The organism is Pseudomonas sp. PKS, assembly GCF_051913525.1.
GTDB classification, from domain to species: domain Bacteria; phylum Pseudomonadota; class Gammaproteobacteria; order Pseudomonadales; family Pseudomonadaceae; genus Aquipseudomonas; species Aquipseudomonas guariconensis_D.
Map to the genome: position 1 here is coordinate 57,432 of NZ_JBEGDO010000014.1, position 25,430 is coordinate 82,861.

Here is a 25,430-nt window from a genome sequence, read left to right on the forward strand (position 1 = left end):
ATGGTCATGATTTCGCTCGCGGAAAAGTTCAGCTCCTTGGCCAGCCGCCGGGCGGCGGCCTTCTGCCGGGCAGGGTCAAAGCTCGTCGTCCTGCACCAGGCGAAAGTAGCCATTCTGCAGGCGGCTGTAGTCCTTCAGGGCCAGGCCTTCCAGATCCTTGACGCCGACTTCGGCGAGGGAGGCGAACAGGTTCAGTTCGCGCTGCTCGTCGTCATTGGCGCCGCCGGCCTGGGCGTTGCGGATGTCGCGCACCGTCGGGGCGCGCAGCGACAGGCTGTCGACCTGCACGCCGTTGGCCTCGCTGGGGCGCGAAAGCCGAACGGTCACGCGGTCGGCACTGAGGGTCAGCCATTGCGGAAGCTTTTTCGCTTGAGCCATCGTCAGGCCTCCTTACAAGCCAAGGGCCGCGCGCTGGGCGGCCAATTGATCGACACCGTCGATCACACGCTTCATGCCCAGGGCGTCGATCTCGTAGACCTGGCGGCCATCGACTTCGAGCTTGTAGAAGGTCACAGCGACGCTGTGCTTGATCTCGGCTTTATCAGCGGACCTCCAATCGCCCATCTCGACCTCCTTGAGCGCGCCACGCAGGGTGACGACCACCGGAGTGATTTTGCCCTTCAGGCCCTTGAAGGCCCCGCGGAAAGTGCCGTTGAAGGCGCTGGCATCGGCCAGGCCGAAGAACTTCAGCGACTCGCGGCGCACGCCAGTGGTGCTGAAGGCCGCTTCGAGTTTCTCCATGCCCAGGTCCATCTCGACCGGCATGTCCATGCCGCCTGGGCGGTGCTCCTCCATTTTCAGGGTGAGCTTGGGCAGGGTCAGGCTGGGAACATCGCCCTGGAAGCTAACGCCATCGACGAACAGGTTCAGGTTGGCCAGGGTTTCGGGAATCATTGCCATGTAATGCGCTCCTTAAGCAGCGGAATCGAGGACTTCGGTCAGCCACTGGTTGGTGACTTCGACGCGGAAGTTGGGGTTTTCGGCGGGCGGGACGTCGGTGAAGCGGATGTTCCAGTACACCTTGCCCTGCTCCAGCTGGCTGGCGGTGTTCAGCTCGGGGTCGGCGTAGACCTCGAAATTGATGATTGCGCCCTGGTTCTTCAGGTCGCGCATGAAGGCCTGCAGGCCCTCGGTGACATCCTTGACGTAGGTGGCGGTGATAGCGCGATCGACGGCCCATTTGTGGCCGTAGAGAATCGCGTCCATGACGATGTCCATGGTCCGCACGCGGGTGACGAAGGCCCATTTCGGGTCACTCGACAGCGTACGGTTGCCCCACAGACGGAAGCCGTCGTCGCGGATGATGGTGGCGACGTTGGCGTTGTTCAGCAGGTTGGCGCGGCAGCTGTCGTCGCCATCGAGGAACTCCACCGGGCGGCCGGTGCCGGTGATGCCGACGAATTCCTTGTTCGAAGGCGAGGCCCAGAAGCCGTATTCGTTGTCGGTCCAGGCGAACAGGCCGGCGACCCAGGCCGAGCCCGGCGCGTCGACGGTGGCTTCGCTGTCGTTGTCCCAGTAGCGCACGCCCGGGTCGACCATGAAGGCGCGCTTGGCGCCGAAGTTGCCGGCGTAGGCGATGGCCGCCTCGTCAGTGGTATTGGGGCCGTCGATGATGGCAATGGCGCGCAGCTTGTCGGCCAGTGCCACCAGGGCCGTGCCGACTGCATCGGTGGCACTGTGCTTGGGCGCCACCAGCAGGCGTGGTTGGGCGTTGAAACGGCTCTTGCCGTCGAGCAGCGCCTGCAGGCCAGTGCGCGTGCCATCGGCCTCGACCGAGCCGATGATGGCCGCCGTCTGCTCGGCTGGCGCAGCCACCTTGGCTACGCCGCAGGCGACGATGACCGCCTTGGCGCGGGTATAGATGGCGCGGCAGGCCTTGGTGATCGCCGCGTCCTTGCCGAACGCTGCGACCGCTTCGCGCTCGCTGGTGATCAGTACCAGGTCGTTGGCCTTGGCGGTGACGCCCGGGCCCTCAGTGAAAGTGTCGACCAAGCCGATGATCGAAGACGACGGCAGCGCGATGCTACGTGCGCCGGTGTCGACGTTGGTCACGGTGACGCCGTGGAAGAATCCAGTCATTTAGTTCTCCAGATATGCAAAGGCCCCGCGGTGCGGGGCCAAGAGGGTTACAGCAGAAAAGAAAACGCCCCGTCGGTGCGGGGCGTCATAGGGTTTGTTCGGCGATCCAGGGCGGCGCCACGGGGCGCTGCTCAATGTCGGGGAATGCCTGCGACTGGGGCCAATCGCGCAGCGCCTGCAGGTACTGCAACAGCTCGTTGAACTGCTCCGGCGAGAGCGTGGTTACGGCCCCCACGTCCAGTTGGTCGCGGTGCCGGTCGCGCAGCCAGGTGACAGCCGCCAGCTCGCCGTCACGCCATTGACGCTCCAGTTCGGCCAACTGGTCAGCCGTTGCCGGCGGCGGATCGATCAGCACGGGCAGGCCGGCAGCATCATGGGAGCGGATTTTTCCGGGCGCTGGATTGGCGATCACCGCCAGAAACACCGCCTCGCTGATCTCCACAACGTCTGGCGGCATGTTCTTGCCATGGATCTGCGGTAAGTACGTGCAGCCTGTAGATTGACTATAAAAACGTGCCATTTCGCCCCCCTTCAATTGCCGATGGCGAGCCAGTAACCAACGGGCGTAACACCATCATCGCGAATGAACAGCGTCATGCCCGTTTTTGTGAGTGAGTAAGCGGCAGCCGATTCAGCATTGGGCGCTCCAGGGTCACGCCCCAACGAAGCGAAACCCGACAAACAGGCATTGGGGAACTCAAGCGGGAACGTTACCCCCCTTTCCGCCGCACTATTAGAGCTGAAACCCCACTGCAAAATGAAACCACCCAGCCAGACCGGGAGGGCGATATAACCGTTAGTTGTCAGGCTACAGGCAAACCCCAAGCGCAAGCGGCGCAAGCTGAACCACTTGCGTCCCTGCGCAGCACCGGCAGTGATTTCCGCGTCAGTGATTTCGCCGCCCAGCACGAAGTCCTGCACGGCCTTGTCGTTGACCGCAAAGTTATCTGCACGGCTCATTGTTCCACCCTCACTTGCTCAAGGAATGCCGGCGCCACAGGGCGCGCCGACGTGTCGGGGAAAGCTTCGGACTGAGGCCAGTCGCGCAGCGCCTGCATGAACACCAGCAGCTCGCTGAACTGCTCGGGCGTCAGCGTGGTAGTCACGCCGATTTCCAGCTGATCGCGATGGCGATCACGCAACCAGACCAGACCGTCAAGCTGGCCATCGCGCCAGGCGCGCTCATCTGCTACCCGCTGAGCGAGCTCGACAGTCACAAGCTCTTGGCTGTCATCGCTCAGAAACTCTTCCGCGAAACCTGGTTGACGGTTAGCGAACCGCCCGATGATTGCACCGGCGGCATTGCGTTGAATGAATGGCATGTCTCCTCCTTACAATTCTTCCCAGCCGTAGGTCACAACGCGGAACGAAGACGCTGTTATTGCACCCGTCGAGAAGCGAGCGGCAGCCGCGTCGTTCGTCATCACCTGAGATTCACTTGCCCCGTAGTCACCCGCCGTCCCGGTGCTCACCACGTTCCCGCCCACGTAGCTGGTGAACCCTGGAAGAATGGGTGCGGTATCAGGCGACATGTAGGACGAGTAGGAATCCCCACCTGACGTGAAGATGCCAAGCCGCGCCATCACCGGTGCGCCAGGTGGCACGCTGATTGTGTACACCCCATTCACAGCACTTGACGTAATCGCGACATCAAGTGGCGGTGTGTGCCAGATGAAGTGCCGGCCCTTATTGATGAACGGCAGGATGTTGCCGCTGGCATCGGTGCGAATCGACCCGAGGCGACGCACCAGCTCATAGCCGGCCGGCACCACCGGGGCATTCCGACTCAGCGAGAAAAGCAGGTCAGCCTCGCCACCCAAGATCCGCCGAAGGACAAAGAGGTGATACCAACTGTTCGCCTGGCGAACGCCGGCATCGAGCTTGTTCCCCCCAGAACCTGCCGACCAGGCTCCGCTCGCCTGCAAAACGCCGCTCGTGGTCGCGACCAGCTCAACCGGACTGCCCGAGCCGCGAGTGATGCCTGGGGCCACGTCGATAGTTGTGGTCGGCGACCCCGCATTTACCGCCATATCGAAGCCGGACCGGTAGTTTTTCGGCACCGCCACAGCGACTTGCGCTGCAAGAGCGGCAATGTCGATGTTTCCCTGATTCACGGGCGCGTTCCAGGCCTTGATGCACCACATCACCGCCAGGTTGCGCGGACGGGTTTCACTGCCGCCGGCCATACCCGTTCGTATGCCGGAGGCAGTCCCTGTGCTGTGGGGTGAAACCGCGCCCGAAGACCCAAGCGTCGCCGGAGATGAGTACTTGTCAACCGAATACGTCAGGTGGTCGTGACTCTCTATTTGACCTGCCTGCCAACTGCCCAGCACCCGCCCGACATCAATGCCACGCCCATGGTCCCAGCCACGCAGGAACTCGCCACGCGAGTCAGGCAGGCGGAAGTAACCGGCAGGCTCGTCGCCCTTGTTAAAGGTGGTGCCCAGGTAGGCCGCCAGATCAGGGTACGCAGCTGCGCTCTGCACGCTCCCGTCCAGCTCCAAGTAACCCGCTGGCACTTGGGCTTTCGGGAACGGCAGGATGGCGCCCACAGGCGTGGACGAACGCAGGGCCGTCAGCTCCTCGACCAGCGCGCCAATATCGATCTGGCCTTGGTTTACGGGAGCGTTCCAGGCTTTGATGCACCACATGACGGCCAAGTTGCGCGGGCGAGTTACACCTCCCGCGACGTTGATTGGAGTAATGCTTGTATTGTCATAGTTAACAACTTGAGATTGGGGATAGTCAGCAAGCGCAGCAGGATCTAAGCCGTGCTTTGCAAGAATCCCAATGTCGTCACCTGTATGGGTCAGGCCGGTGACGCTGTAACTCGCCCGATTGGGGTCGAAGGATTGGAGGCTACCCTTCTGGAACGAACCAATCGCCCGCCCAGCATCCACCCCTCGCCCATGGTCCCACCCACGCAGGAACTCGCCGCGACCATCAGGCAGACGGAAGTAGCCGGCAGGTTCGTCGCCCTTGTTGAAAGCCCCCGCCAGGTAGGCAGCCAGGTCGGGGAACGTCGCGATCTTCTGCACGCTGCCATCAAGCTCGAGGTAGCCAGCCGGCACCACCCCACGCGGGAAAGGTAGAATGCCGCCTACCGGCAAGGCGCTGGCCGTGAGCAACAGGGCTTGCAGCTCGGCCTTGGTATAGGTGTCGGTAGTCTTGAACGAGCTGAAGGCCAGGATCTGCACCGAGTCGCCCATTTCACATGGCGTGGTGAGCGTCACTGTTTCGCCGTCGGACACGTAGTCAGTGACTTCACGCCCATTGCGCAGCACGATGATGCTGCCGACTGTGTGGCGAGCCGGGAACACGGCCTGTGCCACCGAGGCCTCGAACGAGAAGCGCTCGAACGCCTTGCCACCGCCGACACCGCCCCCCAGCTGGAAATAGGTGCCGTCAAAGTTCAGGTCGTACAGCGCGCCCGCCCGAATGTCGCCGCCCACCAAATCCACCAGACCAGCGCCCTCGGACTTCTTCACCGCCACGGCAGCCAGGCCGCCAATCTTGGCCGTGACCGGGCCGGTGTTGTTGGCTGTCGCCTTGAACTGGAAACGCTGCCCCGCCGCGTAGGCCGTCAGCGTGGACTCTGCGCTCTTGAGCGCCAGAGTCAGGGCGTTGGCCGTGCCGGTCGCATCGCCCAGCCAGGCCAAGGGGCCGGAGTCCTTGGCGACCGCAGAGCGCAGCAAGTACTGCGGGTGCGGGTTCGCCGCGTCGGTGTGGGCCTTGAGCTGGTTGCGGGTGTACAGCTCGGCCGCCTCCCGGGCCTTATCCACGTACTCGCGGGTGGCCAGCACGATGCTGGGGTCGATCTTCAGGTTGATGTTCGCGACGTTGCCGAACACCACATGCATGCGGATCGTCTGCGTGCGCCCCGAGCCCTGGGCCAGCAGCGGCTTGTAGCTGGGCGCGGGTTTGGCCACGGCGACGAAGTTGCCGTTGGCGTCCTCCAGGGCCAGCTCTCGAATCCACCAACCGCCGACTTCCGGTGGCAGTACCAGTTCGGCGACCAGCACGGCCGGGTCGGCTGGCGAGGGGTACAAGGCATTGAGTTGCGCCCGTAGCACCTGGCGCACCAGGGCTGTCTGTGTCGGCTTCGGCGTGGGCTCTGGTGATTCGGAGGGGTCGCCACCTGCGTCCCCGATGAGCATGTGGGTAATGTTCCACGGTACGCCCAGCGCAGCGCTGTTGGCCTGCTGGGCAATCCCGATGTTGGTCAGGAACCCACCAAATTGCGTGGTTGAGTTAGCCATTGAGATAAACATCCAGTGTGTCTGTAATGTGCTCGTTCACAAGGTGGAAGCTGCCCAGGTACACGTCGATATCCGACGCCTCCCACGGGTACACCTCCATCACCTCGCCATCGATCACGGAAACGGCCTGATAGGCCGGAATGAGGGTTTCAAGACTGATATCCAGGGCCAGCAGGTGCCGGCTGACGGGTTTGGCGTCGTCGATCAGATGCGTCAGCTCCTGATACGTCTGCTCGCTGATACCTTCGTCAGCGACCCCGACCTTGAGCGCGAAGGTGCCCGGCGTACCGGGCGGCTCCAGCTCGAACCATTCGTTGATTTCGATCAGATAGCCAAACGGCTCGACCACCCGACGTAGCGCACCGACGGTGCCTTTGTGGGCATGGACGGAAAACGCCGCGCGGATCACCGAGCGCTTGATCGCCTCGCTCCAGCTGTCGTCCCAGCGGTCGACCGACCAGGCCCAGGCCAGCTGGTACAACAGGTGCGGCGGGCAGGTGTCGGGGTTGTAGAGCGTGCGCAGGGCAGGCTTGAGGTCCTCGGCGCTGGTGCCATCGAGCGCGCGCTCCAACGCCGTGCTGTTGATCGGCAGAAGGCCTGTCATGTCAGTCCCCCCGCACCACGGTGAACCCTTCGCACCAGGCGGCCTGGGCTTTGCTCGGGCGAATGTCGACCCAGTCCGCCAGTTCCACGCGGCTCACCCCGTTGATGTGCAACTGGGCGTCGACGCCAGAACGGGAAACCTCCATCCCAAGCCTGCGCCGTGGGTTGATCCAGGCGGCCAGGCGTCGCTCGCACTCGACCAACAACGCCTCGTTCTCAGGTCCGGTGCCGGCCATGTGCACCACCGCGTCGATGCGGTACGGCAGGATCTGCGCGGACTGCACCGTCAACCGGTCCGCCACGGGACGTATGTCGTCATCGTTGAGGTACTGGCGCACCACGTCCAGCAATGCTGGCGGGGCTGCGCCATTGCCATCCAATGCCAGCACCGTCACCACCACCTCTGCCGGCGCCGGGCTTTCGGCGGTCGCGTCAGCGACCAGCCCCGAAGCGTTGCGGGCATGCAGGATGTAGCTGTTGCGCGGGCCGGCCGTGGTCAGGCCTTCATAGACCAGTTGCACCCGCTCGCGCAGGGCGTCGTCGGCTTCCAGCACCTGCGCCAGCGGCGGCACCGCCTGCAGGTCCTCGGCCTGGACCACCAGGCGCTGGAGGTTGACGTTGGCCGCCAGTTGGTCGAGGTCGCTCCCTTGGGCGTAGGCCAGCAACAGCGCCTTGGCCGCGTCGTTGATACGGGCGCGGTTGAGTAGCTTGCGGTAGGTCCCGACCTCCAGCAGCTTGGTCACCGGGTCGCTTTCCAGCTGGGCGGTCCAGCCGTCGCCCATCTGGGCGCGGAAAGCCTCCAGGTCGGCCTGGTACAGCGCCTCGTAGTCGAGGTCTTCGAGCAACTGAGGCGCAGGGAGTTTCGACAGGTCCACCTGGCTCATACACTCACCTCCACCAGAGCGTCATCACCCAGGTAACGGCCGCTGAGGGCGAGGTTGACCTGGCCGTCGAGCACCGACAGCACACGTACCCGCTCAAGCTTCAGGCGCGGCTCCCACCGCCCGAGGGCGCGAGCGACTTCGGCCTGCACGGCGCTCTTCCAGCCGTCGTTGACGGGCAGATCGACGTAGCGACGCAACTGGCTGCCGTATTCGGGGCGCATGCGTCGGCTGCCGAGTGGGGTGGAAAGGATGTCCTCGATGGACTGGCGAAGGTGGGCGATGCCGGCCAAAGGTTGGCCGGTGCGGCGGTCCATGCCGATCATGGTGCGCCTCCTATTGCTAGGTGCGAGGTCCGTTGGTGGAATCGCATTAAGAGTCTCCTGGTAGCAAAGAGCCCGAAACGGCAATACCTGCGCGGAGCGCCTGTTCGTGGGCTAACCCGCTCCCACAGGCCGTGCGGTATTCCTGATGGCCCAGCGGAATCTGTCGGAGTGGGTTTACCCGCGAAGCAGACGCCACGAAGCAGAAAATCCGCTTTCCAGCGCCAGCATTACCGCGGGCCTCGGTCAGTGCTTGTGATTGGCGGTGTTGCCAGCGGTGTCGATGATCCGGCCGCCGCCGTTGATGTCGCCGCTGACGGTCAGCGGCCCGTTGATGGCGACCTGGCCGGTCAGGGTGATGGCCGTGGCGTCGAGTTCGATGGCACCCTCGCTGACGCGCAGGGTGCTGGCGCCAACCTTGATGCTGGCGTTGCCGGCGGGCAGGTGGATGTCGTAGCGCTTGGCCTGCCAGTCGTAGGCCAGCGAACCGCCATCCTCGAACCGCCACACCTCCACATGGTCGCGGTTGTCCGGCGCGCTGCCGGCATTGCCGTACAGCCCTGGCACGAAGGTGCCCTGGGCCGGTTCGCCACTGGGATTGACCAGTACGCCCTGCTCGCCCAGGCTCGGTGCCCGCCAGTGACGCGCCTTGCCCGCGGCCAGGGCATGCCAGCGCAGCCAGGCGCTGGTCCAGGTGCCATCGGACACCCGCACGCGGGCGGCGGCAAGATCCACCGCCACCACGCGGCACGGGATCACCAAAGCGGCCAGCATGCGGTCGTGCATTGCACTGGCGTAGCTCATGCAAGGTCCTCCGGGGCGATGTATCCCGCTTCGTTGCCAGGCCCGGTATCGGGGTCGATACCAACCATCAGCGTCCCTGGCGGTTGGTCCGGCCAGTGCCACTGGGGCTCGCCCAACAGCACCGGCTGCTCCCAACGGACAATCCAGTGCCCGCCCTCGAACTGCGCCAGCGCGTCGCGGCTGGCCTCGACAAAATCCAGGCCCCAATGTTGCTGGCGCAGCAGGTCCATCAGTTGTGCGGCCAGCAGGCTCCCTTGCAGGCGCGCATCGGGGTTGCCGAGGTCAGGGGTGATATCCGCCTCGAAGGTGGTGACCAGCACCGAGCGCCCATCCCGGGGCGCGGCGTCCGCAGTCATGCGCACGATCCCATGGCGCAGCGACGGCAGGACGGTGCTGCTGTCGACATCAGAAGCGATATCGACTGACGCAAGTTCAGGAATCGCCTCACGAATCGTTGCGGTCAGGGCCGCATGCAAAGTGGCCAGTTCGCTCATTTCAACGCCTCCTATCGCTCATCGGCCTGGGACACATCACGCAACCCCAGGCGTTTGGCCGCCCAGCGCTCGTAGAGCCCGATGGCCACATCGGCGCCTGCCATGGCAGTCAGGCAGCCAAAAGCGCTGGCGCTCCAGATCGACATGCCGCTGGCATACAGCAGCATCACCGTCGAGACCCCGCAGACCATGCAAGCCCCGGATCGCAACGCCAGCCGGCGCACCAGCGACCACCCCCGCGCCCCAGCCTTGTCGGCACGCCACATCTCACCGCTCAGGCCGCCCAGCAATGCCAGGACGATCACCAGCCAGAGCGGTATCTCCAGCAACGTCTGTTGCTCGTTCGTCACTGTCCTGTCTCCTGTTTGAATGCCCGCCGGTGCTACCGGCGGATCGGTTGTGTATGAACTCGGCATTCCAAAAAGCCCGGGCTGCCAGGCTTTTCAGTAATGCGTTGTCGAACCACCGGCCACGTCTGGTGACGCCTGGCGGTTCCGCTTCAAATTGGTGTCTCCGACCGCGGCCACCTGCCCGCCGGATAACTGATCGTGGTGCTTTACGCTGCACACCCGGGCCAGTTGCCAACCCTCTGAACAGTCGAGGCCTGTTCATCGCTGCCTGTGTAACAACCGGTGTCGACCGGCTTGAGATACAGATTATGCACTGATGCATATCCAGTCAATGCATTAATTCATATTTCTGCCGAATAAAATTTGCTGAAATGCATGAGAGCTATGCGCGACGAGGCTTGTAGGGATTTTCTGCAGACGAAAAAAAACCCGCCGGAGCGGGTTTTTGCAGGGGGAGTCGCCTCAGCGGGCGTACATGCCCCACCAGAACACATGGCCCAACAGGCTGATCTGCTCTTCCTGCATCTGCTGGAAGCTGTAGTCCTCGTCAGGGTGTTCATCGCGATTGAAGCTGCGCAGGCGAATACCGGTGGGCAGGCGGTAGACCTGCTTCACGCGCAACTGGCCGTTGTGGTTGATGGCGTAGAGGTCGCCATCGATGATGTCGCCGATGGAGCACTTGCCCGTGTTGACCCCAACCGTCGCGCCATCACGCAATACCGGCAACATGCTGTTGCCGCGCACGGTCACACACTTGGCCTGGTCGAACTGCACGCCGTTGTGGCGCAGGCTGCGCTTGCCGAAGCGCAGGCGGGCCTTCTCGCTTTCCTCGATGACGAATCTTCCTGATCCTGCTGCCAACTCGACCTCTCGAAGAAAAGGAACGGACACCTCGTCATCCTCGACGGGGGTTTCGTCGTCCCACAGGCTGATGTCGCTCAGGTCCGCATGGCCATGGGCCGGCTGCGCCGCCTCGCGGGACTCGCCCAGCTCGACGCGGCCACGCAGTTGGTCGGTACTGACGCCGAAGTACTCGGCGATCTTCGACACATGCTTGTCGGACGGGTCGACGATCTTCTCGCTGAGGATGCGCGACAACGTGGATTGGGGAACGCCCGTGCGCCGGTGCAGCTCCGTCGGTGACAGGCCGTGGCGGTCGAGCAGTGCTTTGAGTACGGTGGCTACGTTGCGTTTTTGCATACCGTGCATAATGGATGTGCCGCAGCGCAAATGCAATCCGTGCACGTGCTTTCTCTTATACCATCGCCCGACCGTGGGGATTTCCTTGTACTCTCATGAGCCCTACACCGCGGGAAGACTCCCCGCGATAGCGAGTTCAAGACAACAATGATCGGCTTTACCTTTCGCCAGCTCGAGTACTTCGTCGCCACCGCCGAACAGGGCAGCGTCAGCGCCGCGGCGCGAGCCAAGCACATCTCCCAGCCCTCGATGTCGCTGGCGATCTCGCAGCTCGAGGCCATCCTGGGCGAAAAACTGTTCCTGCGTCAGGCCAGCCGGGGCCTGGAGCTGAGCCCGGCGGGGCGGCAACTACTGGAGCAGGCACGCGAGATCCTGGCCATGGCGGCCGGCATACGCAGTGCGGGGGATGAGCCGGAAGTGCTGCGCGGCAACCTCAGCCTGATCTGCTTCCAGGACCTGGGCCCGTGGTACGCGCCGCGCCTGCTCAGTGGCTTTCGCCAGCGCCACCCGGAAGTCGCCATCACCTTGTTCGAAACCGACCTTGCCGGGGTCAACCGTCGTCTGAATGAGGGCAAGGCAGAATTGGCGCTGACTTATGACGTGGGCCTGGACCCACAGATCGAGCGCCGGGTTCTGGCGCAGGTGGCGCCCTATGCCCTGTTGCCGGCGGACCATCCCTTGGCCCGCCAGGAGCAGGTGTCGTTGGCCGACCTGGCCGAGGAGTGCCTGATCCTCGAAGACATCGCGCGGACCCGCGAGTATTTCCTCTCGCTGTTCTGGGCCCACGACCTGCAGCCACGCGCCCAGCAACTGACCCAGACCTTCGAGATGCAACGCGGGCTGGTCGCCCATGGCTATGGCGTGGCGCTCTCGTGCACACGGCCTGCGGGCGACCAGAGCTACGATGGCCGGCCACTGGCGTGCCGGCCTCTGCGTGAAGCGGTCAGCCCGCAGTCGGTGGTGCTGGCACAATCGAGCGCCATGCGCCCCTCCCCTGCGGCCCAGGCATTCCTGCGCTGGGCCAGCGAGCTGTTTTCCGTCTAGCTCAGGCGTTGACCGGCGCCGGGCGTGGCTGGCGCGCCACCCACAACCAGTAGCCGACCGACAGCAGGGCCAACCAGCCAAGGCCGACGTACATTGCGGTGCGGGTATCCGGGAACCAGCCCAGCACGCCGAAGATGAACAACATGAATACGATCGCCAGGGCCGGCCCGACGGGCCACAGCGGCACCGGGAAGTCCAGCGCGGCGATTTCCTCGCGGCTCATGCCGCGGCGCATGGCCACTTGGGACAGCAGGATCATCAACCACACCCAGACGATCGAAAAGGTCACCACGGCGGCGAGGATCAGGAAGAGGTTCTCCGGCGCCAGGTAGTTCAGCACCACGCCCAGCAACAGTGCGACGCCCATCACCAGCACGGTCATCCAAGGCACCCCGAAGCGCGACAAGCGGGAGAAGCCGACCGGCGCCTGGCCGTTCTGGGCCATGCCGTACATCATGCGCCCGGCACTGAAGATATCGCTGTTGATCGCAGAAACCGCCGCTGAAATCACCACGATGTTGAGCAAGGTTGCCGCCGAATCGATGCCCAGGCCACTGAAAATCTGCACGAACGGGCTGCCCTGGCTGCCGATGTTGGTCCAAGGGTAAATGGCCATCAGCACCACCAGCGTGAGCACATAGAACAGCAGGATACGCAGCGGCACCGAGTTGATCGCCTTGGGCAGCACGCGCTTGGGGTCCTTGGCTTCGCCGGCGGTGATACCGATCATTTCGACGCCGCCGAAGGCGAACATCACCACCGTGAAGGAAGCGATCATGCCGCCGACCCCATTGGGGAAGAACCCGCCATGGCTCCACAGGTTGGACAGCCCCGTGACCGTCTCGGCGCCGTTACCCAGCTGGATGCCGAACAGCAGCACCGCGCCCCCGGCCGCGATCATCGCGATGATCGCGGTGACCTTGAGCAATGAGAGCCAGAACTCCATCTCGCCGAACACCTTTACGCTGCACAGGTTTAGCGCGCCAATGAAACAGACGATCCCCAATACCCAGATCCAGCGCGGTGTGTCGGGGAACCACAAGCCCATGTACACCCCGAATGCCGTGACGTCCGCAAGGCACACCACCAGCATGGAGAAGGCATAGCTCCAGCCTGTCAGAAAGCCCAGGTAGCGCCCCAGGTATTGGCTGGTGTACTGCCCGAAGGAACCGGACACCGGGTTGCGCACCGCCATTTCACCGAGGGCACGCATCATCATGTAGATAGCCGCGCCGCCGATCAGGTAGGCCAGCAGCACCGACGGCCCGGCCAGCTTGATCGCCGACGCCGAGCCGTAGAACAGCCCGGTGCCGATCGCCGATCCCAGCGCCATGAAGCGGATATGCCGGGTACTCAAGCCCCGTCGCAAATTGTTGTGGTCGTTCATCCCAGGGACTCCTCATTGTTCTTGTTCTTGGCCGGCAGTCACGCTGCCGTTGAAGGGTTCTCGCAAGGCCCGGAAACCGCAGGGCGCAGGGCTATTAACCAGCCAATCAGAGGGCAAGACAACAAGGTGGGGCATACAGAATAGCTATAGTGGCGAATAGGAATTCTGTGATTTACCCGGCCCTCGGCGGCACCCGATGCTGGTGCCACGACAACAACAACGAGAGGGCTGCCCCATGAATCCCCATATCGAAGATTTCCAACGAGACGGCGCGGTGATCCTGCGCGGCGTGTTCAAGGACTGGATCGAACGTCTGCGCGAAGGCTTCGAGCAGAACCTGGCCGAACCCAGCGCATTCGCTATCGAGAACGTCGGCTCCGGCGAGAGCGGCCGATTCTTCGAGGACTATTGCAACTGGCAGCGCATCCCGGCGTTCACCGACTTCGTACTGAACTCGCCGGCCGCTGGGCTTGCCGGCGAGTTGATGGGCTCGCAGCAGGTACAGGTGTTCCACGACCACATCCTGGTGAAGGAGCCCGGAACCGCCAAGCCCACCCCTTGGCACCAGGACCTGCCCTACTACTGTGTCCAGGGCCTGCAGACCGCCAGTTACTGGATCCCGCTGGACCCGGTTACCCGCCACAACACCTTGAGCGTGGTGCTCGGCTCGCACCTTTGGCCCAAGCCTGTGCGCCCCAAGCGTTGGGCCAGCAACCAGGACTTCTATGGTGCCACCGACGCCGACGGGCAGAACCTGTTCATGGACATGCCGGACGTGGAGAACGGCGAGTACCAGATCCTCTCCCCGGAAATGGAACCTGGCGATGCCATCGTCTTCGATTTTCGCACCGTGCATGGCGCCGCCGGCAACACAGGCACGAACCGACGCCGCACCTTTTCCACGCGTTTCTTGGGCGATGACGTACGCTACGTGCAGCGCCCGGGGCGCACCTCGCCGCCCTTCCCTGGGATCAATTTGAGCGACGGCGAACGCATGCGCGAGGACTGGTTCCCGGTGGTCTGGCAGCGCCGCTGAACCCTACCTGACACGCTCAAGCCCCGCGCCTTGCTACGCGGGGCTTGAGCGCTTTCAACGAGGCCGAAGTGGCCAAAGCGGCCTGTGCCCGGCTGACAAGAACCTGTAGACTTGGGCGTTTCGCATTTTGTCTGAGACAGCTTCAAGGCCTTGAATGTCTGACCTTTCCGCACACACACCAATGATGCAGCAGTACTGGAAGCTGAAAAACCAGCACCCAGACCAGCTGATGTTCTACCGCATGGGCGATTTCTACGAGATCTTCTACGAAGATGCGAAGAAAGCCGCCAAACTGCTGGATATCACCCTGACCGCCCGTGGCCAGTCCGCCGGCCAGTCGATCCCCATGTGCGGGATCCCCTTCCACTCGCTGGAAGGCTACCTGGCCAAGCTGGTCAAGCTGGGCGAGTCGGTGGTGATCTGCGAGCAGATCGGCGACCCGGCCACCAGCAAGGGCCCGGTGGAACGCCAGGTGGTGCGGATCATCACCCCCGGCACGGTCAGCGACGAAGCGCTGCTCGACGAGCGCCGCGACAACCTGATCGCCGCGCTGCTCGGTGACGAGCGTCTGTTCGGCCTGGCCGTGCTCGACATCACCAGCGGCAACTTCACCGTGCAGGAGATTAAAGGCTGGGAAAACCTCCTGGCCGAACTCGAGCGCATCAACCCGGTGGAACTGTTGATCCCCGACGACTGGCCCCAGGGCCTGCCGGCCGAGAAACGCCCGGGCTGCCGTCGCCGCGCCCCCTGGGATTTCGACCGTGACTCGGCGCGCAAGAGCCTGTGCCAGCAATTCGCGACCCAGGATCTCAAAGGCTTTGGCTGCGACAAGCTGACCCTGGCCATCGGCGCCGCCGGCTGCCTGCTGACCTACGCGAAGGAAACCCAACGCACCACCCTGCCTCACCTGCGTAGCCTGCGTCATGAGCGCATGGATGACACCGTGATCCTGGATGGCGCCAGCCGGCGCAACCTGGAGCTGGACATTAACCTGGCCGGGGGGCGCGACAACACCCTGCAATCGGTGATCGACCGTTGCCAGACCGCCATGGCCAGCCGCCTGCTGACCCGTTGGCTGAACCGCCCGCTGCGCGACCTCAAGGTGCTCAAGGCTCGCCAGGACTCGATCCGCTGCCTGCTCGACGGCTACCGCTTCGAGAAGCTGCAGCCGCAGCTCAAGGAAATCGGCGATATCGAGCGGATCCTCGCCCGCATCGGCCTGCGTAACGCCCGCCCGCGAGATCTCGCGCGCCTGCGCGATGCCCTCGGCGCCCTGCCCGAACTGCAGAACGCCATGGCCGAGCTCGAAGCGCCGCACTTGGCGCGCCTGGCCGCCATCGCCGGCACCTACCCGGAGCTCGCCAGCCTGCTGGAACGGGCAATTCTCGACAACCCGCCGGCGGTGATCCGCGACGGCGGCGTGCTCAAGACCGGCTACGACACCGAGCTGGACGAGCTGCTGGCCATGAGCGAGAACGCCGGCCAGTTCCTGATCGATCTGGAAGCCCGTGAGAAGGCCCGCACAGGCCTGGCCAACCTCAAGGTCGGCTACAACCGCGTGCACGGCTACTTCATCGAGCTGCCGACCAAGCAAGCCGAGCAGGCGCCAGCCGATTACATTCGGCGCCAGACCTTGAAAGGCGCCGAGCGTTTCATCACGCCCGAACTCAAGGCCTTCGAGGACAAAGCGCTGTCGGCCAAGAGCCGCGCCCTGGCCCGGGAAAAGATGCTCTATGACGCCTTGCTCGAGACCTTGATCGGCCATCTGGCACCGCTGCAGGACAGCGCCGCCGCCCTGGCCGAGCTGGACGTGCTGAGCAATCTGGCCGAACGCGCCCTGAACCTGGACATGAACTGCCCAAGCTTCGTCGACGAGCCGTGCCTGCGCATCGAACAAGGTCGCCACCCGGTCGTCGAACAGGTACTGACCACGCCGTTCGTGGCCAACGACTTGGCGCTGGACAACAGCACACGCATGCTGATCATCACCGGCCCGAACATGGGTGGTAAATCCACCTACATGCGCCAGACCGCGTTGATCGTGCTGATGGCGCACATTGGCAGCTTCGTGCCGGCGGCGCGCTGCGAGCTGTCGCTGGTCGACCGCATCTTCACCCGCATCGGATCCAGCGACGACCTGGCCGGCGGCCGCTCGACCTTCATGGTCGAGATGAGCGAAACCGCGAATATCCTGCACAACGCCACCGACCGCAGCCTGGTGCTGATGGACGAAGTGGGCCGTGGCACCAGCACCTTCGACGGTCTTTCCCTGGCCTGGGCTGCGGCCGAACGTCTGGCCCAACTGCGTGCCTATACCCTGTTCGCCACGCATTACTTCGAATTGACCGTGCTGCCGGAGAGCGAGCCGCTGGTGGCCAACGTGCACCTGAACGCCACCGAGCACAACGAGCGGATCGTCTTCCTGCACCACGTCCTGCCGGGCCCTGCCAGCCAGAGCTACGGCCTGGCCGTGGCGCAGTTGGCCGGCGTGCCCTCCCCAGTGATCCAGCGTGCCCGCGAACACCTGGGTCGCCTGGAAACCACCAGCCTGCCCCATGAGCAACCGATCCAGGCCGCCAAGGGTGAGCCGCAAGTGCCGCATCAAAGCGACCTGTTCGCCAGCCTGCCACATCCGGCCATCGAGAAGCTGGGCAAGCTGGACCTGGACAACATGACGCCGCGCCAAGCTATCGAAACGCTATATCAACTGAAAAACCTGTTATAACGGCGCCCACTACAAACTGGTAGAATCCGCCGCGGTTTGCTGGTGCTGCAGGTTATTAGCCTGGCCTGCAGCCAATGCCTGTAAACCGCGCGGCCCTGATGAGGAAGGGCCGCCGCCGTCGCCTGAGGAGAGAATTAGAAATGACCTTCGTCGTCACCGACAACTGCATCAAATGCAAGTACACCGACTGCGTGGAAGTCTGTCCGGTGGACTGCTTCTACGAAGGCCCGAACTTCCTGGTCATCCACCCGGACGAGTGCATCGACTGCGCCCTGTGCGAACCGGAATGCCCAGCTCAAGCCATTTTCTCGGAAGACGAAGTGCCTGCCGGCATGGAGAACTTCATCGAGCTCAATGCCGAACTGGCGGAGATCTGGCCAAACATCACCGAGCGTAAGGATGCCCTGCCTGACGCTGAAGAGTGGGACGGCAAGCCTGGCAAGATTGCAGATCTGGAACGCTGATAGCGTCCGGATACGAAAAGGCCCCAAACGGGGCCTTTTTCATTTCTGGAATTGACTAAAAAATGCGCCGTAGGAGCTGGCGAAGCCTGCGATGGGCTGCAATGCAGAAGGGCCAAGACCACTTCGAGTCATTCGAGGCCAAGCGGATAGCCCCTGCACGCCACATGAAGCGCAACCTCTGCCACTAAATTCAAGGCAAAAAAAAAGGGGCGGTTTGACCCGCCCACATTTTTTCCGTAGTCCCTGCTTGTCCTAGACATCATCCTGATGAATCGCGTCGTGCGATGTCCATGACCTTCATCCGTGAAGGCTGTGCCGGTCCGTCGACACAGTTCGAATACTAGCCATTCCAGCCTGGCGAGCAAGGGCTAAACCTCTCAAAACGCTACAACCGACACATCTTTTAATGCCTTAAAAACCATTACTTTTCAATGAGTTATGTAAATAGATAGCTTAGAAGCGACAATACTTTACTGATCCTTACGGGGAAGTCTTACACCATGAGTAAGCGATCTCTTACACGCAAAGCAACGTTGGTAGCGAAATAAACAATCCTCTCAGATACAAAAACGCCCCGAGATTATCGGGGCGTTCAGGTGTTGCGTTTGCGCTTACTGGAACAACGACTCACTTGAGAGGCCGTTCTTTTCAAGGATTTCACGCAGGCGCTTGAGCCCCTCGACCTGGATCTGCCGCACTCGTTCCCGGGTCAGGCCGATTTCCAGCCCTACATCCTCAAGGGTGCTGCTCTCGTGACCACGCAGGCCAAACCGACGCACCACCACTTCACGCTGCTTGTCGGTCAACTCGCCCAACCACTGGTCGATGCTCTGGGAGAGGTCGTCGTCTTGCAGCAGCTCGCACGGGTCGGTCGGGCGATCGTCCGTCAGGGTGTCAAGCAGGGTCTTGTCGGAGTCCGGGCCGAGCGAAACATCCACCGAAGAGACACGCTCGTTGAGCCCAAGCATGCGCTTGACCTCGGCCACGGGTTTTTCCAGCAGCCCGGCGATTTCCTCCGGGGAAGGCTCGTGGTCGAGCTTCTGGGTCAGCTCCCGCGCAGCGCGCAGGTAGACGTTGAGTTCCTTGACCACGTGGATCGGCAGGCGGATGGTGCGGGTCTGGTTCATGATCGCCCGTTCGATGGTCTGGCGAATCCACCAGGTCGCATAGGTCGAGAAACGGAAACCGCGCTCCGGGTCGAACTTTTCCACCGCGCGGATCAGACCGAGGTTGCCCTCTTCGATCAGGTCGAGCAGCGACAGGCCACGATTGACATAGCGGCGCGCGATTTTTACCACCAGGCGCAGGTTGCTCTCGATCATGCGCTTACGGCCAGCCGGGTCGCCTTTTTGCGACAGGCGCGCGTAATGCACTTCCTCTTCGGGGGAGAGCAGCGGAGAAAAGCCGATTTCGTTGAGATACAGCTGGGTGGCATCGAGCGCCCGGCTGTAATCGATGTACTTGTGCTGTTTGAGCGATGAGCCTTGTTTGGCCTTGGTCCGAACCGAAGGTACAGCAGGTTCGTCTGACACCACATCCGTTTCCAAAACGATGCCCGTCTCCATCAACAGGAGGTCATCGTCGATGTCAAACTCCGGCACTTCTTTGCTGAGAGCCATTGTTATAGTCCTTTGCTGAGTTCGAACTCAGACTCGAGCGGCACCTGTTTCCCTGGCAGCGCTGGAGCCTGTCCCCTCTACGTCAGCAGGAACAGGCTGGGTGCAAAGATCAACGACGTGGCAAGAACTGGAGCGGATCGACGGGTTTACCCTGGCGGCGAATCTCGAAATGCAGCTTCACCCGATCAGTGCCCGTGGACCCCATTTCAGCGATCGTCTGCCCTGCCTTGACCTGCTGCCCCTCCCGAACCAAAAGCCTGCGGTTATGGCCGTAGGCACTGACGTAGGTATCGTTGTGCTTGATGATGATCAGCTCGCCGTAGCCCCTCAAGCCACTCCCGGCGTACACCACTGAACCACCAGACGCAGCAAAAACAGGCTGTCCCAAATCACCGGCGATATCAATGCCTTTATTCAAACTACCGTTTGAAGCAAATTTTCCAATCAGCACACCGTTGGCGGGCCAGGTCCAGCCCCCTACCGAACGCTCGGCGGCAGGCACCTGGGTGACCACTGGGGCGGTGGTCGTCGCAGGTGGCGTGACCGGCTTGCTGCTGTTGCTGGCAGGCGGCGTGGAGGTGCTGCCCACCGGGCGGCGGATGACCGTGGTCTTGCTCGAGGAAGACGGGCTGGACACCACCGTGGTGCTGCCACCGCTGCCGCTGCTGAAGCGGATTGGCTGGCCGGGGCGAATGGTATAGGGCGCCGGAATGCCGTTGCGCGCGGCCAGCTCTTTGTAGTCCCAGCCATAGCGAAAGGCGATGGAGTACAGGGTGTCACCGGGCTTGACCACATATTGGCCAGAGGTGACGGTCGGACGCTTGGGCACCGTGTTGTTGCGATCTACCACGCGTGCGCCACTCGAACCGGTGCTGGAGCAGCCCGCCAGCGATGTCGCCATGGCCAGCGCAATCACCAGAAGCTTGAAAACCGACCGATCCTTGCGTTGCCGCATGATTGTGTGACCCACCCGCGCTCCCCTCATGGTGCCGAAAAACGATATGACGATACGAAATGCAATATTGTTGCAATTATAAACGAGACAGACCGGCTTGGGTGGCTGGCTCAGGTGCCACGACAAGCGCGACAAAACCCCGCACGATAGACAGGTTCGCGGCTCAAGAATTCGTCGACGACGCAAATATTCAGCGCGCCCTCACGCCACCGGACCATTGAGCAGCGGCACGAAACGCACGGCGCCCAGTACGCGACGGGAGAACCCATGTTCCTCGCGCACGATCAACATCAGCTGCTGGGACTCGCCGGCAGCACCCACTGGAATCACCATGCGCCCACCCGGCGCCAGCTGGTCAAGCAAGGCTTGGGGAACCTCCGGCGCCACGGCTGTCACGATGATGCCGTTGTAGGGCGCCAGCGCCGGCCATCCTTCGCAGCCGTCGCCCCAACGAAACACCACGTTGCGCAGGTTGAGTTCGACCAGGCGCTCCTTGGCCCGGTCCTGCAGGACCTTGATCCGCTCCACCGAGAACACCCGCTCCACCAGTTGCGCGAGGATGGCGGTCTGGTAACCCGACCCCGTGCCGATCTCCAGGACCTTGTCCAACGGCCCGGCCTCCAGCAACAGCTCGCTCATGTGCGCCACCATGAACGGCTGGGAGATGGTCTGGTTGTGCCCGATCGGCAGCGCGGTGTCCTCGTAGGCCCGGTGCGCAAGGGCCTCGTCGACGAACAGATGGCGCGGGGTACGACGAATGACGTCGAGCACCTGGGTGTTCGAGACGCCCTCCTCGTACAGACGCTGGATCAACCGCTCCCGGGTACGCTGGGAGGTCATGCCGATGCCTCGGCGCAGCAGATCGTCCTGTTCACGCATCAGAGCAGATCCTCCACCCAGCCATCGAGACGCTCGAAGGCTTCGTTGAAGGTGCGGTCCAGTTGCAACGGGGTGATCGACACGTACCCCTGCATCACCGCGTGGAAGTCGGTCCCCGGCCCGCCGTCCTCGGCGTCACCGGCCACGGCGATCCAGTAGCCTTCCTTGCCCCGCGGGTTGACCACCTTGGTCGGCGCCGCCGCCCGCGCCCGATGGCCGAGCCGGGTGAGCTGGATGCCACGAATGTGTTCCAGAGGCAGGTTGGGGATGTTCACGTTGAGCACGGTGCGCGGCGGCAGCTCCAGGTGCGACTGGGCTTCAACCAGGCGGCGGGCGATGTAGGCCGCGGTCGGCAGGTTGTCCGGCAGGCGCGACAACAGCGAGAACGCCAGCGATGTGCCGCCCAGGAAGCGCCCCTCCAATGCCGCGGCGACCGTGCCGGAATAGAGCACGTCATCCCCAAGGTTGGCCCCCAGGTTGATACCGGACACGACCATCTCGGGCGTCTCGGGCAACAACCCGTTGAGCCCCAGGTGCACGCAGTCGGTTGGCGTGCCGTTCAGGCTGATGAAGCCATTGGCCAGGGTCTGCGGATGCAGCGGCCGGTCCAGTGTCAGTGAACTGCTCGCACCGCTCTTGTCTTGATCCGGGGCAATCACCACGCACTCGGCGTAGTCCACCAGCGCAGCATGCAGCGCGGCAAGGCCGGGTGCGGTAACACCGTCGTCATTCGAAATCAGAATACGCATGGGCTGTCCGTCTGCCCTGCCGGCACCAGATCGACGAGCTCGCGCACCACCACGGTGGCGAAGCATCCGGCCGGAAGGACGAATTCCAGTTGCAGGATATCAGGCTCGGGATAATGCCACGTCAGCCCGCCAATAGGGAGCCGCAGGATGCGTCGTTCGTGACTCATGCCTGCTTGTGCCAACCACTGGCACAGCGCCAGATGCCGATCGCCGATGGCTGTTTCCAGCATAGACGTATTGCCGCTGGTCGGTGAGGCGCCTTCGCCCCAGAGCGGCCCGGTGGGGTGCAGGTCGAGGATCGCCAGCCGCGGATCGGCACATTCCTGCTCGCCCGCCGCGAAGAAACTGCGGCTGTCGGTGAAGGCCAGCAAGTCGCCGACCTGCGCTGTGTTCCAGCTACCATTGGCGACACGCGCGGCCAGCACCTGGTTGAACACGTAGCTACGCGCAGCAGACAACAACCGCGAGCGGACATTGCGCTGCTCCGGGAGGGCCTTGCGTTCGGCCCACTGACGGGCGTCATGCACGTTGCCGCCCTCGTGGCCGAATCGCTGGCTGCCGAAGTAATTGGGCACCCCGTGCTGCTTGAGTTGTTCCAGGCGTGCATCGAGGGCCTGGTGATCGGCCGCAAGGGCCGTGAGACGCAAGGTGAAGCCATTGGCCGAATGGGCGCCGCGCTGGAGCTTGCGCAGGTGACGCACCTGCTTGAGTACGCGCAGGCTGGCATCTTCGGCACGGGACAGGTCAGGGTCGGCCTTGCCCGGTAGATGCAGACTGAACCACTGTCGGGTCAGGGCCTGTCGGTCCTTGAGGCCGGCATAGCTGATCGAGCGCACCGGCACGCCAGCGGCGCGCGCCAGGCGACGGGCCGCTTCTTCGGTGTTCAGGTCACGTTTTTCGACCCACAGCCAGAGGTGCTCGCCCTGGCCAGAGAGGGGAATATCCAGCACTTCGTCGACTTGGAAGTCCTCAGCCACCGCTTTGAGCACCGCCTGGCCCAAAGAGGCCCCCGAGGCCCGTGGGCCCAGCAGATCCAGTTCAGTCATGCTGGCAGCAACAGGGCCACCGCATGCACGGCGATGCCCTCCTCACGGCCGGTGAACCCCAGCTTCTCGGTGGTGGTGGCCTTGACGTTGACCTGCTCGAGTTCGACCTGCAGGTCTTCGGCGATCAACTGGCGCATGGTCTGGATATGCGGTGCCATCTTGGGTGCCTGGGCGACGATGGTGGTGTCGACGTTGCCGACCTTCCAGCCCTTGGCCTGGACGATGCCGACCACATGGCGCAGCAGCGCACGGCTGTCGGCCCCTTTGAACTGAGGGTCGGTATCGGGGAAATGCTTGCCGATGTCGCCCAACGCCGCAGCGCCAAGCAAGGCATCGCTGAGCGCGTGCAGCAGCACATCGCCGTCGGAATGGGCCAGCAGGCCGTATTTGTGGGGGATACGCACCCCACCCAGGGTAATGAAATCACCGTCGCAGAAACGGTGCACATCGTAGCCGTGGCCAATACGCATAAGAAAAAGCCCTGAATGAGTCAGGGCTGGATTCTACCTGCTTTGCTAGGTATTGGGGCCGCAAAGCGGCCCCTCATGTATCAGACCCTGCCTAACGCCACCGCGTGATGGCGCAGGTGTTCATCGATGAAGCTGGCAATGAAGTAGTAGCTGTGGTCATAGCCAGGCTGCAGGCGCAGGGTCAGCTCATGCCCCCCCTTGCGCGCCGCCTGCTCCAGTGCCTGCGGCTTGAGCTGCTTCTCGAGAAAGTCATCCCGGTCCCCCTGGTCGACCAGCAGCGGCGGGCATTGCCCGGTGGCGGTCTCGGCCAGCAGTACGCTGGCATCCCACTCGCGCCAGCGCGCCCGGTCGTCCCCCAGGTAACGGGAGAAGGCCTTCTCGCCCCACGGACAATCCATCGGATTGCTGATCGGCGAAAATGCCGACACCGAGCGGTAGCGTCCAGGGTTGCGCAGGGCGCAAACCAGGGCACCGTGCCCGCCCATGGAGTGCCCGCTGATACTGCGCAGATCGGAGGCCGGGAAATGCGCCTCGACCAAGGCGGGCAGCTCCTGCACCACGTAGTCGTGCATGCGATAGTGCTGGGCCCAGGGCTGCTGGGTGGCGTTGAGGTAGAAGCCTGCGCCCAGACCAAAGTCCCAGGCGCCATCCGGGTCACCCGGCACCTGCTCGCCCCGCGGGCTGGTGTCGGGGGCGACGATGATCAGGCCAAGCTCTGCGGCCAGGCGCTGGGCGCCGGCCTTTTGCATGAAGTTCTCGTCCGTGCAGGTCAGGCCGCTGAGCCAGTACAACACCGGCAGCTTCTCGCCCTGCTCGGCCTGCGGCGGCAGGTAGACGGCGAACACCATGTCGCAACCCAGGACTTTGGAGGCGTGCCGGTAACGCTTGTGCCAACCGCCGAAGCTTTTCTGGCAGGAGATGTTTTCCAGGCTCATGGCAGACCTCAGAAGTGGATCACGCTGCGGATGCTCTTGCCTTCATGCATCAGGTCGAAGGCTTTGTTGATGTCCTCCAGGCCCATGGTGTGGGTGATGAAGGTATCCAGCGGGATCTCGCCTTTCTGCGACATTTCCACGTAGCTTGGCAGCTCGCTGCGACCCCGCACACCGCCGAATGCCGAACCACGCCAGACTCGGCCGGTCACCAGCTGGAACGGACGGGTGGAGATTTCCTGCCCGGCACCGGCGACACCAATGATCACCGACTCACCCCAACCTTTGTGGCAGCACTCCAGCGCCGCACGCATCAGTTGGACGTTGCCTACGCATTCGAAGGAATAATCCACACCACCGTCGGTGAGGTCGACGATGACTTCCTGGATCGGACGGTCATAGTCCTTCGGGTTCACACAGTCGGTGGCGCCGAGCTGACGAGCGATCTCGAATTTGGCCGGGTTGATGTCCACGGCGATGATGCGCGAAGCCTTGGCCTTCACCGCACCAATGATCGCCGACAGACCGATACCGCCCAGGCCAAAGATGGCCACGGTGTCGCCAGCCTTGACCTTGGCGGTGTTGAGCACGGCACCGATACCGGTGGTGACGCCGCAGCCGAGCAGGCAGACCTTCTCCAGCGGCGCATCCTTGGCAATCTTGGCCACGGAGATTTCCGGCAACACGGTGTACTCGGAGAAGGTCGAGGTGCCCATGTAGTGGAACAGTTGCTGGCCTTTGTAGGAGAAACGGGTGGTGCCATCCGGCATCAGGCCCTTGCCCTGGGTGGCGCGGATGGCCTGGCACAGGTTGGTCTTGCCGGAGCGGCAGAATTTGCACTGGCCGCACTCGGGGGTGTACAGCGGGATCACGTGGTCACCGACAGCGACCGAGGTGACACCCTCGCCCACGGCTTCGACGATCGCACCGCCCTCGTGGCCCAGGATCGACGGGAAGATACCTTCTGGGTCGGCGCCCGACAGGGTGTAGGCATCGGTATGGCAGACACCGCTGGCCACCACACGCAGGAGCACCTCACCCGCCTTGGGCATGGCCACGTCGACTTCGACGATTTCCAGGGGTTTCTTGGCCTCGAAGGCAACGGCGGCGCGGGACTTGATCATCAACGGA

The 25,430-nt window shown here is 63.2% G+C and carries 27 protein-coding genes; 4 read left to right on the forward strand and 23 right to left on the reverse strand.

Annotated features, from left to right (window positions below; genetic code table 11):
• Positions 1 to 75 precede the first annotated feature (75 nt).
• The 14 genes from ABOA88_RS15550 to ABOA88_RS15615 form a co-directional block, all read right to left on the reverse strand.
• A complete protein-coding gene (locus ABOA88_RS15550; protein WP_196167564.1) occupies positions 76 to 378 on the reverse strand; it encodes a phage tail assembly protein in 303 nt (100 codons plus the stop codon).
• A 12-nt stretch (positions 379 to 390) separates the two neighbouring features.
• A complete protein-coding gene (locus ABOA88_RS15555) occupies positions 391 to 900 on the reverse strand; it encodes a phage major tail tube protein (protein WP_196167565.1) in 510 nt (169 codons plus the stop codon).
• A 12-nt stretch (positions 901 to 912) separates the two neighbouring features.
• Positions 913 to 2,079, reverse strand: a complete 1,167-nt coding sequence (locus ABOA88_RS15560) for a phage tail sheath subtilisin-like domain-containing protein (protein WP_196167566.1) — start codon at positions 2,077 to 2,079, stop codon at positions 913 to 915.
• Between the two features lie 85 nt (positions 2,080 to 2,164).
• On the reverse strand, positions 2,165 to 2,536 hold the full coding sequence (locus ABOA88_RS15565) for a phage tail assembly chaperone (RefSeq protein WP_367851421.1): 372 nt from the start codon (positions 2,534 to 2,536) through the stop codon (positions 2,165 to 2,167).
• Between the two features lie 74 nt (positions 2,537 to 2,610).
• Positions 2,611 to 3,039: a gp53-like domain-containing protein gene (locus ABOA88_RS15570; protein WP_367851422.1), complete on the reverse strand. Its 429-nt coding sequence runs from the start codon at positions 3,037 to 3,039 to the stop codon at positions 2,611 to 2,613.
• On the reverse strand, positions 3,036 to 3,401 hold the full coding sequence (locus ABOA88_RS15575; RefSeq protein ID WP_367851423.1) for a phage tail assembly chaperone: 366 nt from the start codon (positions 3,399 to 3,401) through the stop codon (positions 3,036 to 3,038). The genes ABOA88_RS15570 and ABOA88_RS15575 overlap by 4 nt, the downstream gene beginning before the upstream one ends.
• A gap of 9 nt (positions 3,402 to 3,410) precedes the next feature.
• Positions 3,411 to 6,338: a phage tail-collar fiber domain-containing protein gene (locus ABOA88_RS15580; protein ID WP_367851424.1), complete on the reverse strand. Its 2,928-nt coding sequence runs from the start codon at positions 6,336 to 6,338 to the stop codon at positions 3,411 to 3,413.
• Positions 6,331 to 6,942: a phage tail protein I gene (locus tag ABOA88_RS15585; protein WP_196167570.1), complete on the reverse strand. Its 612-nt coding sequence runs from the start codon at positions 6,940 to 6,942 to the stop codon at positions 6,331 to 6,333. The genes ABOA88_RS15580 and ABOA88_RS15585 overlap by 8 nt, the downstream gene beginning before the upstream one ends.
• Position 6,943: 1 nt before the next feature.
• Complete coding sequence (locus ABOA88_RS15590) at positions 6,944 to 7,825, reverse strand: baseplate J/gp47 family protein (RefSeq protein ID WP_367851425.1); 882 nt, start codon at positions 7,823 to 7,825, stop codon at positions 6,944 to 6,946.
• On the reverse strand, positions 7,822 to 8,148 hold the full coding sequence (locus tag ABOA88_RS15595) for a GPW/gp25 family protein (RefSeq protein WP_196167572.1): 327 nt from the start codon (positions 8,146 to 8,148) through the stop codon (positions 7,822 to 7,824). The genes ABOA88_RS15590 and ABOA88_RS15595 overlap by 4 nt, the downstream gene beginning before the upstream one ends.
• Before the next feature lie 243 nt (positions 8,149 to 8,391).
• Positions 8,392 to 8,949, reverse strand: coding sequence for a phage baseplate assembly protein V (locus ABOA88_RS15600; RefSeq protein WP_196167573.1), 558 nt, complete (start codon positions 8,947 to 8,949; stop codon positions 8,392 to 8,394).
• Positions 8,946 to 9,443 (reverse strand): hypothetical protein, encoded by a 498-nt coding sequence (locus ABOA88_RS15605; protein WP_196167574.1) that lies wholly within the window; start codon positions 9,441 to 9,443, stop codon positions 8,946 to 8,948. The genes ABOA88_RS15600 and ABOA88_RS15605 overlap by 4 nt, the downstream gene beginning before the upstream one ends.
• 11 nt (positions 9,444 to 9,454) lie before the next feature.
• Positions 9,455 to 9,793, reverse strand: coding sequence for a phage holin family protein (locus tag ABOA88_RS15610; protein WP_196167575.1), 339 nt, complete (start codon positions 9,791 to 9,793; stop codon positions 9,455 to 9,457).
• A gap of 462 nt (positions 9,794 to 10,255) precedes the next feature.
• Complete coding sequence (locus ABOA88_RS15615) at positions 10,256 to 11,002, reverse strand: LexA family transcriptional regulator (protein WP_196167576.1); 747 nt, start codon at positions 11,000 to 11,002, stop codon at positions 10,256 to 10,258.
• Between the two features lie 138 nt (positions 11,003 to 11,140).
• On the opposite strand from ABOA88_RS15615, the gene ABOA88_RS15620 reads away from it, so the two are divergent.
• The gene (locus tag ABOA88_RS15620; protein WP_367851426.1) at positions 11,141 to 12,037 is read left to right on the forward strand and encodes a LysR substrate-binding domain-containing protein; all 897 of its coding nucleotides are present in this window, start codon (positions 11,141 to 11,143) and stop codon (positions 12,035 to 12,037) included.
• Position 12,038: 1 nt separating this feature from the next.
• Here ABOA88_RS15620 and ABOA88_RS15625 read toward each other — a convergent pair whose 3' ends face one another.
• Positions 12,039 to 13,424, reverse strand: a complete 1,386-nt coding sequence (locus tag ABOA88_RS15625; protein WP_274092728.1) for an amino acid permease — start codon at positions 13,422 to 13,424, stop codon at positions 12,039 to 12,041.
• Between the two features lie 235 nt (positions 13,425 to 13,659).
• On the opposite strand from ABOA88_RS15625, the gene ABOA88_RS15630 reads away from it, so the two are divergent.
• The 3 genes from ABOA88_RS15630 to fdxA all read left to right on the forward strand — a co-directional run bounded on the left by ABOA88_RS15630 (position 13,660) and on the right by fdxA (position 17,649).
• A complete protein-coding gene (locus ABOA88_RS15630) occupies positions 13,660 to 14,460 on the forward strand; it encodes a phytanoyl-CoA dioxygenase family protein (protein WP_367851427.1) in 801 nt (266 codons plus the stop codon).
• 154 nt (positions 14,461 to 14,614) lie between these two features.
• Positions 14,615 to 17,185 carry a DNA mismatch repair protein MutS gene (gene mutS, locus ABOA88_RS15635; protein WP_367851428.1) on the forward strand — a complete coding sequence of 857 codons (2,571 nt, stop codon included), beginning with the start codon at positions 14,615 to 14,617 and terminating at the stop codon, positions 17,183 to 17,185.
• A 140-nt stretch (positions 17,186 to 17,325) separates the two neighbouring features.
• The gene (fdxA, locus tag ABOA88_RS15640; RefSeq protein WP_016392282.1) at positions 17,326 to 17,649 is read left to right on the forward strand and encodes a ferredoxin FdxA; all 324 of its coding nucleotides are present in this window, start codon (positions 17,326 to 17,328) and stop codon (positions 17,647 to 17,649) included.
• A gap of 611 nt (positions 17,650 to 18,260) precedes the next feature.
• Here the strand turns inward: fdxA and rpoS are convergent.
• The 8 genes from rpoS to ABOA88_RS15680 all read right to left on the reverse strand — a co-directional run bounded on the left by rpoS (position 18,261) and on the right by ABOA88_RS15680 (position 25,423).
• Complete coding sequence (gene rpoS, locus ABOA88_RS15645) at positions 18,261 to 19,268, reverse strand: RNA polymerase sigma factor RpoS (protein ID WP_043208809.1); 1,008 nt, start codon at positions 19,266 to 19,268, stop codon at positions 18,261 to 18,263.
• A 109-nt stretch (positions 19,269 to 19,377) separates the two neighbouring features.
• Positions 19,378 to 20,238 carry a peptidoglycan DD-metalloendopeptidase family protein gene (locus tag ABOA88_RS15650; RefSeq protein ID WP_196167580.1) on the reverse strand — a complete coding sequence of 287 codons (861 nt, stop codon included), beginning with the start codon at positions 20,236 to 20,238 and terminating at the stop codon, positions 19,378 to 19,380.
• A 186-nt stretch (positions 20,239 to 20,424) separates the two neighbouring features.
• On the reverse strand, positions 20,425 to 21,063 hold the full coding sequence (locus tag ABOA88_RS15655) for a protein-L-isoaspartate(D-aspartate) O-methyltransferase (RefSeq protein ID WP_196162926.1): 639 nt from the start codon (positions 21,061 to 21,063) through the stop codon (positions 20,425 to 20,427).
• Positions 21,064 to 21,101: 38 nt separating this feature from the next.
• Positions 21,102 to 21,851, reverse strand: a complete 750-nt coding sequence (gene surE, locus ABOA88_RS15660) for a 5'/3'-nucleotidase SurE (protein WP_367851429.1) — start codon at positions 21,849 to 21,851, stop codon at positions 21,102 to 21,104.
• Positions 21,839 to 22,897, reverse strand: a complete 1,059-nt coding sequence (gene truD, locus ABOA88_RS15665; protein ID WP_196167582.1) for a tRNA pseudouridine(13) synthase TruD — start codon at positions 22,895 to 22,897, stop codon at positions 21,839 to 21,841. The genes surE and truD overlap by 13 nt, the downstream gene beginning before the upstream one ends.
• Positions 22,894 to 23,367: a 2-C-methyl-D-erythritol 2,4-cyclodiphosphate synthase gene (gene ispF, locus ABOA88_RS15670; RefSeq protein ID WP_196167583.1), complete on the reverse strand. Its 474-nt coding sequence runs from the start codon at positions 23,365 to 23,367 to the stop codon at positions 22,894 to 22,896. The genes truD and ispF overlap by 4 nt, the downstream gene beginning before the upstream one ends.
• An 80-nt stretch (positions 23,368 to 23,447) precedes the next feature.
• On the reverse strand, positions 23,448 to 24,302 hold the full coding sequence (fghA, locus tag ABOA88_RS15675; RefSeq protein WP_196167584.1) for an S-formylglutathione hydrolase: 855 nt from the start codon (positions 24,300 to 24,302) through the stop codon (positions 23,448 to 23,450).
• Between the two features lie 8 nt (positions 24,303 to 24,310).
• Positions 24,311 to 25,423, reverse strand: a complete 1,113-nt coding sequence (locus tag ABOA88_RS15680) for an S-(hydroxymethyl)glutathione dehydrogenase/class III alcohol dehydrogenase (RefSeq protein ID WP_043208823.1) — start codon at positions 25,421 to 25,423, stop codon at positions 24,311 to 24,313.
• Positions 25,424 to 25,430 lie beyond the last annotated feature (7 nt).

Coding starts and splice junctions, on each gene's coding strand:
- ABOA88_RS15550 (WP_196167564.1), bottom strand. CDS start 378: ATGGCTCAAGCGAAAAAGCTTCCGCAATGGCTGACCCTCAGTGCCGAC.
- ABOA88_RS15555 (WP_196167565.1), bottom strand. CDS start 900: ATGGCAATGATTCCCGAAACCCTGGCCAACCTGAACCTGTTCGTCGAT.
- ABOA88_RS15560 (WP_196167566.1), bottom strand. CDS start 2,079: ATGACTGGATTCTTCCACGGCGTCACCGTGACCAACGTCGACACCGGC.
- ABOA88_RS15565 (WP_367851421.1), bottom strand. CDS start 2,536: ATGCCGCCAGACGTTGTGGAGATCAGCGAGGCGGTGTTTCTGGCGGTG.
- ABOA88_RS15570 (WP_367851422.1), bottom strand. CDS start 3,039: ATGAGCCGTGCAGATAACTTTGCGGTCAACGACAAGGCCGTGCAGGAC.
- ABOA88_RS15575 (WP_367851423.1), bottom strand. CDS start 3,401: ATGCCATTCATTCAACGCAATGCCGCCGGTGCAATCATCGGGCGGTTC.
- ABOA88_RS15580 (WP_367851424.1), bottom strand. CDS start 6,338: ATGGCTAACTCAACCACGCAATTTGGTGGGTTCCTGACCAACATCGGG.
- ABOA88_RS15585 (WP_196167570.1), bottom strand. CDS start 6,942: ATGACAGGCCTTCTGCCGATCAACAGCACGGCGTTGGAGCGCGCGCTC.
- ABOA88_RS15590 (WP_367851425.1), bottom strand. CDS start 7,825: ATGAGCCAGGTGGACCTGTCGAAACTCCCTGCGCCTCAGTTGCTCGAA.
- ABOA88_RS15595 (WP_196167572.1), bottom strand. CDS start 8,148: ATGATCGGCATGGACCGCCGCACCGGCCAACCTTTGGCCGGCATCGCC.
- ABOA88_RS15600 (WP_196167573.1), bottom strand. CDS start 8,949: ATGAGCTACGCCAGTGCAATGCACGACCGCATGCTGGCCGCTTTGGTG.
- ABOA88_RS15605 (WP_196167574.1), bottom strand. CDS start 9,443: ATGAGCGAACTGGCCACTTTGCATGCGGCCCTGACCGCAACGATTCGT.
- ABOA88_RS15615 (WP_196167576.1), bottom strand. CDS start 11,002: ATGCACGGTATGCAAAAACGCAACGTAGCCACCGTACTCAAAGCACTG.
- ABOA88_RS15620 (WP_367851426.1), top strand. CDS start 11,141: ATGATCGGCTTTACCTTTCGCCAGCTCGAGTACTTCGTCGCCACCGCC.
- ABOA88_RS15625 (WP_274092728.1), bottom strand. CDS start 13,424: ATGAACGACCACAACAATTTGCGACGGGGCTTGAGTACCCGGCATATC.
- ABOA88_RS15630 (WP_367851427.1), top strand. CDS start 13,660: ATGAATCCCCATATCGAAGATTTCCAACGAGACGGCGCGGTGATCCTG.
- mutS (WP_367851428.1), top strand. CDS start 14,615: ATGTCTGACCTTTCCGCACACACACCAATGATGCAGCAGTACTGGAAG.
- fdxA (WP_016392282.1), top strand. CDS start 17,326: ATGACCTTCGTCGTCACCGACAACTGCATCAAATGCAAGTACACCGAC.
- rpoS (WP_043208809.1), bottom strand. CDS start 19,268: ATGGCTCTCAGCAAAGAAGTGCCGGAGTTTGACATCGACGATGACCTC.
- ABOA88_RS15655 (WP_196162926.1), bottom strand. CDS start 21,063: ATGACCTCCCAGCGTACCCGGGAGCGGTTGATCCAGCGTCTGTACGAG.
- surE (WP_367851429.1), bottom strand. CDS start 21,851: ATGCGTATTCTGATTTCGAATGACGACGGTGTTACCGCACCCGGCCTT.
- truD (WP_196167582.1), bottom strand. CDS start 22,897: ATGACTGAACTGGATCTGCTGGGCCCACGGGCCTCGGGGGCCTCTTTG.
- ispF (WP_196167583.1), bottom strand. CDS start 23,367: ATGCGTATTGGCCACGGCTACGATGTGCACCGTTTCTGCGACGGTGAT.
- fghA (WP_196167584.1), bottom strand. CDS start 24,302: ATGAGCCTGGAAAACATCTCCTGCCAGAAAAGCTTCGGCGGTTGGCAC.
- ABOA88_RS15680 (WP_043208823.1), bottom strand. CDS start 25,423: ATGATCAAGTCCCGCGCCGCCGTTGCCTTCGAGGCCAAGAAACCCCTG.